Below are 8,879 nucleotides of genomic sequence, written 5' to 3' on the forward strand. Positions count from 1 at the left end.
TCTCCATCACGACCACGCGGCGTTGCTGACCGGCAGGCGTCTGCGCCAGGCCCGGCAGCTTGAGCAGACCGTCGATGCCGCCGCTGGCCTCGACGCCTTGCGTTGTCGCCAGGATCACGTCGGGCGCCGCGGCGATCGCGGATTCCGGCGCGAGCATCTTGTAGCCTTGCGCGTCGCCCAGCGCGTTCACGCCGCCCGCGTAGACGATCATCGCGTCCGCCCCGGTGCCGCTGCCGGCGATGCGTGCCTGGTTGGCCGCGTTGGACAGGATGAAGAGCACGCGCGGCGCGCGATGGCCGGCGGCCACGCGGGTCACCAGCTGCGTGCTCGCGGCCCATTCCGTCTGCAGGCGCTGCACCAGCGCCGCGGCCTGGGTTTGGCGGCCCAGCAGCTCGCCGAGCAGCTTGGTGCGCTCGATGACGCCCTCGAAACGGTTCTCGGCGCGCATCACATGCAACGGCACCTTGGCCGTTTCCAGCTGACGCAGCACCGCGGGCGGGCCGGCTTCCTCGGTCGCGACGATCATCGTCGGCGCCAGCGAGAGCAGACCCTCCGCCGCCAGCGTGCGCGCATAGCCGACGTTGGGCAGCTTGGTCGCCGCCACCGGGTACAGCGAGGTGCTGTCCACGCCGACCAGCTCGCCCTGGGCGCCCAGTTCATAGATGAGCTCGGTCAGCGCACCGCCGACGCTGATGACGCGGCGCTGCGCGCCCCAAGCCGGACCGACGACCGGCAGCAGCGCAGCGGCCGGCGCGAGCGCGAGCAGATGACGGCGGCTCAGCACGGCACGGCCTCCGGCGCGCCCTCGACCAGGCTCTCCAGCAGGTTGCGCCAGTCGCAGCGCTCGGCCTGGCCGGGCTTGCGCTCGCCAAACATCATCGCGATGGTGCGGCCTTGCGCGTCGAAGAGCTCCAGCGAGCAGACCAGCCCGTCCACGGTGGGCTTGCGCACCAGCCAGGCCGAGGCGATGTGGTCCTCGCGCAGATGCAGGTTGAAGCCCGGGTCCAGCACGTTGATCCAGGGGCCCATCATCGCGACCTTGTGCACCGGGCCGCTGTGGATCTGGATCATCCCGGGGTTGCCGACGAAGACCATGATGGACACGCCTTCCTGGGCCGCGCGGCTGAGCAGTTCCTGCGCGCTGGACGTCGCCAGCGGCTGCGCGAAGCGCGGATCGGCCAAGCGCAGTGCCTGGGTACGGCTCAGCTGGTGGCGCTTGAGCAAGCCGAAGAAATCATGCGTGTCGCGCAGCGAGGCCCATTCCGAGCGGAAGGCCGCCACGTCCACCGTGTCGTCGGCCGGCTCCGCCGGCTCCCGCCAGGCGTCGGCAGTCTCCAGGCCGGGCTGCTGCTCGGCCGACAGGAAGCGCTCGACCAGTGCCTCGTAGGCGGCCTGGTCGCTCTCGGGCTTGAGGAAGATCTTGTGGATCGCGTGGCCGGCGGCGTCGAAGAACTGCAGGCTGCGCTGGATCGCCCCGTCGGACAGGGCCTCGGCGACGGCGAAGCCGTGACGCCAGTGGCTGTAGAAGATGCGCAGGTCGATGGCGCCGGCCAGCACCAGGCCGACCAGGCGCTGCGGACCTTGCGCGCTGGCGTCGGCGTAGACGCCGACCTTCTCGTGCACGCAGGACTCATTGCGGGTCAGCGCCATGACCGGGCCCAGCGGCTCGATCGCGGCGATCAGGTCCTGCCACTCGGCGCGCAGACGGCGCGCGCGCAGCGGCGACTCGCCGTCGTCGAAGGCGCCGACGTGGGCGGCGAGCAGCTCGCCCTCGGAGATGCTCAGGGCGCTGGCGATGTCGCGATGGCGCGCCTTGCGCTCGTGACGGGCGCTGGCGAAAGCCTGTCGCAGCGCGGTGAAGCTGGCGTTCATGTCGGGGTACTCCTGATCAGAAATCGGCGCGCACGGACACCTGGATGGCGCGACCGGGGGCGGTGAAGGCGTCGAGGACCGGACTGTTGGACGCGACGCCCGCGACGTCGGCCCAGCGCCAGTACTTCTTGTCGAAGAGGTTGGTCAAGTAGGCCTGCAGGCGCAGGGTCTTGCTGAAGCGGTACTCGCCGCCCAGGTCGAAGACGTCGTACTTCTTGGGCGCGTAATACGTGGCGGTGCTGATGTCGCCGGCCTTCTTGCCCGAGCTGTGGACCCAGGTCGCATCCATGGACCAAGGGCCCGCGTCGTAGCGCGCGCCCAGCTTGCCGCGCAGCGGCTGCACCGTGTCCAGCGGCGTCTCGACGCCGGCCTGCGTGCCGTGACCGGAGGCGCGGGCGACCGAGGCGTTCAGGCTCAGGCCGGCCATGACGTCCCAGCTGGCGCGGGCTTCGACGCCCTTGATGCGCGCTTCCTGCAGGTTGACGTACTGGAACACCGCCGGATCGGCCGGGGTGAAGCTGCCGCCGACCACGGTCTGCAGGATGAAGTCGCGATAGCGGTTGTCGTAGGCGCTCAGCTGCCAGCGCAGGGTGTCGCCGACGCGGCCGCGCACGCCCAGCTCCCAGCTGTTGCCGTGCTCGGGCTTGAGGTTGGCGTTGCCGATGCTCTTGTAGCCCTGCGCCGGATTGGCGAAGCCGTTGTTGACCTGGTCCGGCGTGGGCGCGCGGAAGGCCTGGCCCCATTGCAGATAGGGCTGGAACTCCGAGGACACGCGCCAGATCGCGCCGATGCGCGGCGTGACCGCGCTGTCGGACAGCGCGACGATGTCGCCGGTGTAGCCCGCCTGCTTGGGTGACAGCTTGTAGCGGTCGTAGCGCAGCGCGGGGATCAGCGTGAAGTCGCCGGCCTCGATCTCGTCCTGCAGGAAGGCGCCGGCCAGCGTGTACTTGGTGTCGGGGAAGGGCTTGCTCGGGAAGGTCTCGCCGGCCGGCGGGACCGTGCCGTCGCGCACGCCTTCGATGGTGTTGCGGCTGATGTCGACGCCGTAGCTCAGGCGCTGGTGGCTCAGCTGGGTCTGCGCTTCGGAGCTCAGACCGATCAGGCGTTCCTTGTAGATGCCCAGGCGGGTGCGGTCGGCGGCGGTGTTGCGGTCCTCGTAGGAGAACTGACGGGTCTCGCTGTCCTGCAGATAGACGTGGGTCTTGGCCTGCTGGATCCACTCGGCGTTGAGGTTGTCGTAGCGGTGCTCCAGGGACACGCGGGTGCGCGCTAGCTTGTCGTGCGCGTCCAGCGCCAGCACGGCGGTCGAGGCCAGCGGCGCGCCGGTGGTCAACGGCGCGGTCACGGCGCTCAGCGCGTTGGAGTCCATCTTGCGCTGGCGGTACTCGACGGCGCCGGTCAAACGGTTGTTGGCGTCGACGCGGTAGGAGAGCTTGGCCAGCGCGCTGTCGGTGTCGATGTCCGCCGGGTTGGGCTTGGTGCGATTGGCGTTGGGCGCGTCGTTGTCGCCGCGGTTCTTGGTCTCGTGGCCGCGACGCACCGAAGCCTGCACCAGGCTGCTCCAGTCGCCCGAGGAGAAGGCGACCGCCGCGTTGGCGTACTTGGCGTCGTCGACGCTGGCGTAGCCGACGCGGGCGGTGCCGGCGAAGGTCTTGCCGTCGACCAGCAGGTCTTCCGGCGACAGGGTGCGCAGGGTCAGCGCGCCCACGAGGCCGTCGCTGCCATAGGAGGTCGAGGTCGGGCCGCGCAGGATCTCGGCGGCGGACAGGGCGGTCAAGTCGACGAAGTCGGCGCGGCCGCTGGAGAAGGGGCCGAAGGAGTAGCTCTGCGGAACGCGGATGCCGTCGATGGTCATCAGCACGCGGTTGCCGTCCAGGCCGCGGATGTTCAGGCCTTCATTGCCGCCCCGGCCGGTCGAGGCGCCGGCCGCGGTGAAGCGCGGCGTGGCAGAGCGCACGTCGACGTCGACCTCATCGGCCAGCAGATCCTTCAGATCGCGCGCGTCGCGGCGCTCGAGTTGCTTGCGATGCTTCACCGTGACCGTGTTGGGCACGGCGTCGACGGCGCGTTCGGTGCGGGTCGCGGAGACGGTCAGCTCGCCGAGTTGGCGGGGCTTGTCGGCGGAGTTTGCTGCGGCGCTGCCCGCGGCGGCGGGCGTCTGCGGCGCCTGGGGCTGAGCCTGGGCTTGGGTTTGGGCTTGAGCGAAAGCGAGCGGGAAACCCAACGAGAGGGCGAGCGCGACGGGCGTGCGGCGCAGAAGCATGGTGACGAGGTCCTTGTCGTTATCGGATCTCGCACGGGCTGGCGCGTCGCGGGCTGGTGCGGCGGGCGTCTGGCGACGCCCCGGTTCTGGTTGTTGTCGGAAGCGGTGACCGGGGCGCGGCCGGAATGGCGTCAGCGCTCGAGTCGTCCAGAAGATGGTCAGGCGGTGGCGGGGGCCGCGAGACGCGGCGATCCGTGCCGGCAGGGGCCGGCCGGAACGGATCGCCGCGCCGGGCGGCGGCTCACTTGGTCAGGATCAGCTTGCCCAGCGAGGTCACGCGCAGGCGGTAGAGACTGCCGGCGTGCTCGATCTCGATCTCGCGCTCATTGCCCAGCAAGGCCTGGCTGCTGATGCGGCGACGCGGGGCGATGGAAGCCGCTTCAACGCGCGGCGAACCTGCGGCAACGCGTGCGCCATCCAGCGCGGCGGCTTGCAGGGCCTCGGTATGGGTGTGGTGATAGGCAGTCATGCGTGGCATCTTAATGAGAACGATTCGCAATAGCAACCTTGAATCGCGCCGATAGCGATTTTTCTTTTCTTGGGCCGGTTCTCCTCTGACGCGAGGGCGGCTGAACCTTGCTGCGAACGCTTCGCATGCAGAGCGTGGGGGTCGGGTCTTGTCCCCACAGGCGGTGTGGGATGGAGACAATGCGCGCCAGTCAACGGATTCCTCGAGGAGAAGAACATGAAGGGCGACGCCAAGGTCATCGAATATCTGAACGCGCAGCTGAAGAACGAGCTCACCGCGATCAACCAGTATTTCCTGCATTACCGGATGCTCAAGAGCTGGGGCTTCGAGAAGCTGGCCAAGCACGAGTACGCCGAGTCCATCGAGGAGATGAAGCACGCCGACAAGCTGATGGACCGCATCCTGATGCTGGAAGGCCTCCCGAACCTGCAGGACCTGGGCAAGCTGTACATCGGCGAGAACGCCGTCGAAGTCCAGCACTGCGACCTGAAGATCGAGATGGGCAGCCATCCGCTGCTCAAGGAAGCGATCGCGTATTGCGAGTCCGTGCGCGATTACGTCTCGCGCGAGGTGCTGGAGGAAATCCTGTCCGACACCGAAGAACACATCGACCACCTGGAGACGCAGATCGAGCTGATCGCCCAGGTTGGTGAACAGAACTGGCTGCAGAGCCAGATGGGCGACGCCAGCTGACCGCCAGCCACGCTCATTTCTTCGAAGCCCCGCCAGCCGGGGCTTTTTTGCGTCCACCGGGCGCTTGACCAGGGCTCCGAGGGTGGGGCGGGAGTGCTTCTCCGACACCGCGAAGGGCTAATTGAGAGGGATTCGCGTTTACGTTAGTATCTCGGTCATCCCAGGTTCGACCTGACCCGCCGACATCCGCCGACGCCATGATCGTTTGTCTCTGCCACCGAGTTTCCGACCGCGACATCCGCCGCACCGTGGCCGAAGGCGTCCACAACTTCGATGTGCTGCAGGACGAGACCCAGGTCGCGTCGGCCTGCGGCGCCTGCCATGACTGCGCCCGCGAAGTCTTCGACGAAGCCTTGCGCGCCTGCGCCGCGGCGCACGGCGTGACCTGCTCGACCCCCGCCCGCGTCATCCCGATCGCGCACGCCGCCTGAACCTTTCAGCTCGCTTGAGGCGCGAACCAAAAGAGAAACCGCAGACCGGATGACCGGTGCTGCGGTTTCTTTCATGGGGAGCGCCTTGAGCGCCGCTCCGGGCGCCGGCGCACTGGGCCGGCGCGGTCGACCCGAGGGTCGGCTTACTTCGCGGCGGAAGCGCCTTCCGCGGGCTTCTCGGCCTTGGCGGCCTTCTTGTGCGCGGCCTTCTTTTCGCCGGCCTTGTGATGCTTGCCCTTGTGCTCGGCCTTGGCATCCGACGCCGGAGCGGCGGCGGTGGCGGGCGCGGCTTGCGTGGTCGGAGCCGCCGGGGTGGCGGCAGGGGTCTGAGCCATCGCGACGCCGGCAATCAGCAGGGCGGGGATCAGGGCCAGGGTCTTGACGGTCTTGAAGGCTTGCATCTGGGTTACTCCAGCGGGTTGAACAAGGTGAGCGAACAACGGCATCGGTTCGCAGTGTGTTGACAGCCGGGATTGGCTTTGCATTGCGTTACGTTGAGCGCACACGGCGCGACCGGGTCAGGTCTTGCGCGCTGTCGGCGCGGGTGGGGCTGATGCAAGATCGCGCGTTGCCAAGAACACGTGGCCATCCGGCCCAGGAGACCTTCATGCCCACGCCCCCCGCCTTCGACTGGACCCGCGGCTACCCCAGCCAACGCAGCCCGCTGTTCGCGCGAAATGTCGTGTCGACCTCGCACCCGCTGGCCGCGCAAGCGGGGCTGCGCATCCTGGCGCAGGGCGGCAACGCGGTGGACGCCGCCATCGCCACGGCCGCCTGCATGACGCTGGTGGAGCCCTGCAGCAACGGGTTGGGCTCGGACGCCTTCGCCATCGTGTGGGACGGGACGTCGCTGCAAGGCCTGAACGCCTCGGGCCACGCGCCGCAGGCCTGGTCGCCCGATTACTTCGATCGCAAGCATGGCGCCGGCCATTCGCTGCCGCTGCGCGGCTGGGACGCGGTGACGGTTCCCGGCGCGGTGGGCGGGTGGGTCGCGCTGAGCGAGCGCTACGGCAAGCTGCCCTTCGCCGACCTGATGGCCCCGGCCATCGAGATCGCCGAGCGCGGCTACGCGGTGCCCATCGTCGTGCAGGGCAAGTGGCGTCTGGCCGCTGGGCTGCCTGATCTGATCTCGCAACCAGGCTTCGCCGAGGCCTTCCTCCCCAGGGGCCGGGCGCCTGAAGTGGGCGAGGTGTTCCGCTTCGCTGCGGCGGCGCGGACGCTGCGCCTGATCGCCGAGACCAAAGGCGAGGCCTTCTATCGCGGCGAGATCGCCGAGGCCACCGCCGCCTTCGCGCGCCAGACCGGCGGCGCGATCACCGCCGCCGACTTCGCCGCCTATGCGCCGGAATGGGTGGACACCCTCTCCATGGACTACGCCGGCCATGCGCTGCACGAGATCCCGCCGAACGGGCAGGGCATCGCGGCGCTGATCGCGCTGGGCATCCTCAAGCATTTCGACGTGGCGGCCATGCCGGTGGACAGCGCGCTCTCGCAGCACGTCCAGATCGAGGCGATGAAGCTGGCCTTCGCCGACACCTACCGCTACGTCAGCGACGCCCGCACGATGCAGGTCCAGGCGTCGGAGCTGCTGGACCCCGCGTACCTGGCCGAGCGCGCCAAGCTCATCGACCTCCGGCGCGCGCAGGACTTCCAGGCCGGCAATCCGGTCAAGGGCGGCACCATCTATCTGACCACCGCCGACGAGAACGGCATGATGGTCAGCTTCATCCAGAGCAACTATCACGGCTTCGGCTCGGGCGTGGTGGTGCCGGGCTACGGTCTGTCGCTGCAAAACCGCGGCCACGGCTTCACCCGCGAGGCGGGCCATGCCAACGTGGTCGCGCCGGGCAAGCGGCCTTTCCACACCATCATCCCGGCCTTCCTGATGAAGGACGGCCAGCCGCAGATGAGCTACGGGGTGATGGGCGCCAACATGCAGCCGCAAGGGCATATGCAGACGCTGGTGCGGATGCTCGACTACCGCCAGCATCCGCAGGCTGCCTGCGACGCGCCGCGCTGGCGCTACAACGCGGGCCTGTCGATCAACGTCGAGGCGTCGATGAATCCCGAGGCCGTCGCCGGCCTGCGCGCAATGGGTCATCAGATCGCCGAGATCAACGACAGCTACCAGGACTTCGGCGCCGGCCAGTTCATCTGGCGCCTCGGCGATCCGGCGGAGGAGGGCTATGTCGCCGCCAGCGATCCGCGTCGGGACGGCGCCGCCGTCGGCTGGTGAGGTCCGCTTCCATCAAGTTCAGGCGAGGATGTCGGAACTTGCCTTGATCCAAGCGAACACGCTGGCCGAACTTTGAACACTAGGCAGGCTTCCGCAACGTGAGTTGGAGGCCTCCATGAGTTCCCTGCTGAAGTTCTCTCTCTTGTCTGCCGCCGCGGCGGCCACCCTGGCGCTGGCCGGGTGTGGCGGTGGCGGCGCGTCGTCAAGCGCCGCGCCGCCGGCTGCCGTCCAGCCCTCACCGGGGGTTCCAGCCGGGTCGGCGCCCGCCTCCGATGCGACGTCGGAACCGCCGGCCGAAGGTCCGCCCGAGGTCGAACCCGCGCCTGAAACGCCGGCCACGCCCCCCTCGGCGCCGCAGCCGACGCCGCCCGCCGAATCCCTGCCGCCGACCACGCCGCCCATCACGCCGACGCCGGCCCCCGCCGCCGTCGTCAACCGCACCGTCCTCGGCGTGCTGGTGTCCACGCCGACGCGCCGCAATCAGCGCTCGGTACAGGAACTGCGCGATGCGCTGTTCTCCAGCCGCAGCCCCAGCGTCCGTTCCTTCTACTGGATCACGTCAGGCGGCCGTTTGAACGTCACCACACGCGAGCTCGTGCCGCCCGGCACCGCCATCGACACCGGCGACGTGATCGAGGTGACCATCCCTGACCCGGTCGGCACCGAATGCACCGGCGACGCCTGGGGCAAGGCGGCGCGCGTCGAGGCGCTCAAGCTCGGCTACGACCAGAAGGCCTACGACACGACCTTCTACATTTCGCCCAAGGTGGCGGACTGCTCGAACGCCGTGGGTAGCGTGGGAACGGTCGGCAAGCCCAACCACGGCTACCGCGTCGTCTACTTCGACAAGACGGATACGCCCGCCTCCGAGCCGCTGCGCCTGCGCACGCTGGCCCACGAGATGGGCCACAACAT

At 69.0% G+C, this 8,879-nt stretch carries 8 protein-coding genes and 1 pseudogene; 4 read left to right on the forward strand and 5 right to left on the reverse strand.

Annotated elements, in window-relative coordinates; genetic code table 11:
• From ABDW59_RS24150 to ABDW59_RS24165, 4 genes are all read right to left on the reverse strand, one after another.
• A partial coding sequence (locus tag ABDW59_RS24150; RefSeq protein WP_343633966.1) for an ABC transporter substrate-binding protein occupies positions 1 to 784 on the reverse strand: 784 nt, incomplete at its 3' end.
• On the reverse strand, positions 778 to 1,872 hold the full coding sequence (locus ABDW59_RS24155) for a ChuX/HutX family heme-like substrate-binding protein (protein WP_343633968.1): 1,095 nt from the start codon (positions 1,870 to 1,872) through the stop codon (positions 778 to 780). The genes ABDW59_RS24150 and ABDW59_RS24155, both read right to left, overlap by 7 nt.
• 16 nt (positions 1,873 to 1,888) lie before the next feature.
• Positions 1,889 to 4,135, reverse strand: coding sequence for a TonB-dependent hemoglobin/transferrin/lactoferrin family receptor (locus ABDW59_RS24160; RefSeq protein ID WP_343633970.1), 2,247 nt, complete (start codon positions 4,133 to 4,135; stop codon positions 1,889 to 1,891).
• A 241-nt stretch (positions 4,136 to 4,376) separates the two neighbouring features.
• Positions 4,377 to 4,604, reverse strand: a complete 228-nt coding sequence (locus tag ABDW59_RS24165) for a hemin uptake protein HemP (RefSeq protein ID WP_343633972.1) — start codon at positions 4,602 to 4,604, stop codon at positions 4,377 to 4,379.
• Positions 4,605 to 4,820: 216 nt separating this feature from the next.
• Here ABDW59_RS24165 and bfr point away from each other — a divergent pair, with 216 nt between their 5' ends.
• Positions 4,821 to 5,297: a bacterioferritin gene (bfr, locus tag ABDW59_RS24170; RefSeq protein WP_067068504.1), complete on the forward strand. Its 477-nt coding sequence runs from the start codon at positions 4,821 to 4,823 to the stop codon at positions 5,295 to 5,297.
• A 197-nt stretch (positions 5,298 to 5,494) separates the two neighbouring features.
• On the forward strand, positions 5,495 to 5,728 hold the full coding sequence (locus ABDW59_RS24175) for a (2Fe-2S)-binding protein (protein WP_343633974.1): 234 nt from the start codon (positions 5,495 to 5,497) through the stop codon (positions 5,726 to 5,728).
• Between the two features lie 143 nt (positions 5,729 to 5,871).
• On the opposite strand, the gene ABDW59_RS24180 is transcribed toward ABDW59_RS24175, so the two are convergent.
• Positions 5,872 to 6,129: a hypothetical protein gene (locus ABDW59_RS24180; protein ID WP_343633976.1), complete on the reverse strand. Its 258-nt coding sequence runs from the start codon at positions 6,127 to 6,129 to the stop codon at positions 5,872 to 5,874.
• Between the two features lie 206 nt (positions 6,130 to 6,335).
• Here ABDW59_RS24180 and ABDW59_RS24185 point away from each other — a divergent pair, with 206 nt between their 5' ends.
• Both ABDW59_RS24185 and ABDW59_RS24190 read left to right on the forward strand, forming a co-directional pair.
• On the forward strand, positions 6,336 to 7,964 hold the full coding sequence (locus ABDW59_RS24185; protein WP_343633978.1) for a gamma-glutamyltransferase family protein: 1,629 nt from the start codon (positions 6,336 to 6,338) through the stop codon (positions 7,962 to 7,964).
• A gap of 115 nt (positions 7,965 to 8,079) precedes the next feature.
• A pseudogene (locus ABDW59_RS24190) lies at positions 8,080 to 8,879 on the forward strand (hypothetical protein); the annotation flags it as partial.

The sequence above is a fragment of the Roseateles sp. genome (assembly GCF_039595295.1).
In the GTDB taxonomy this organism is placed as follows: Bacteria; Pseudomonadota; Gammaproteobacteria; order Burkholderiales; family Burkholderiaceae_C; genus Roseateles.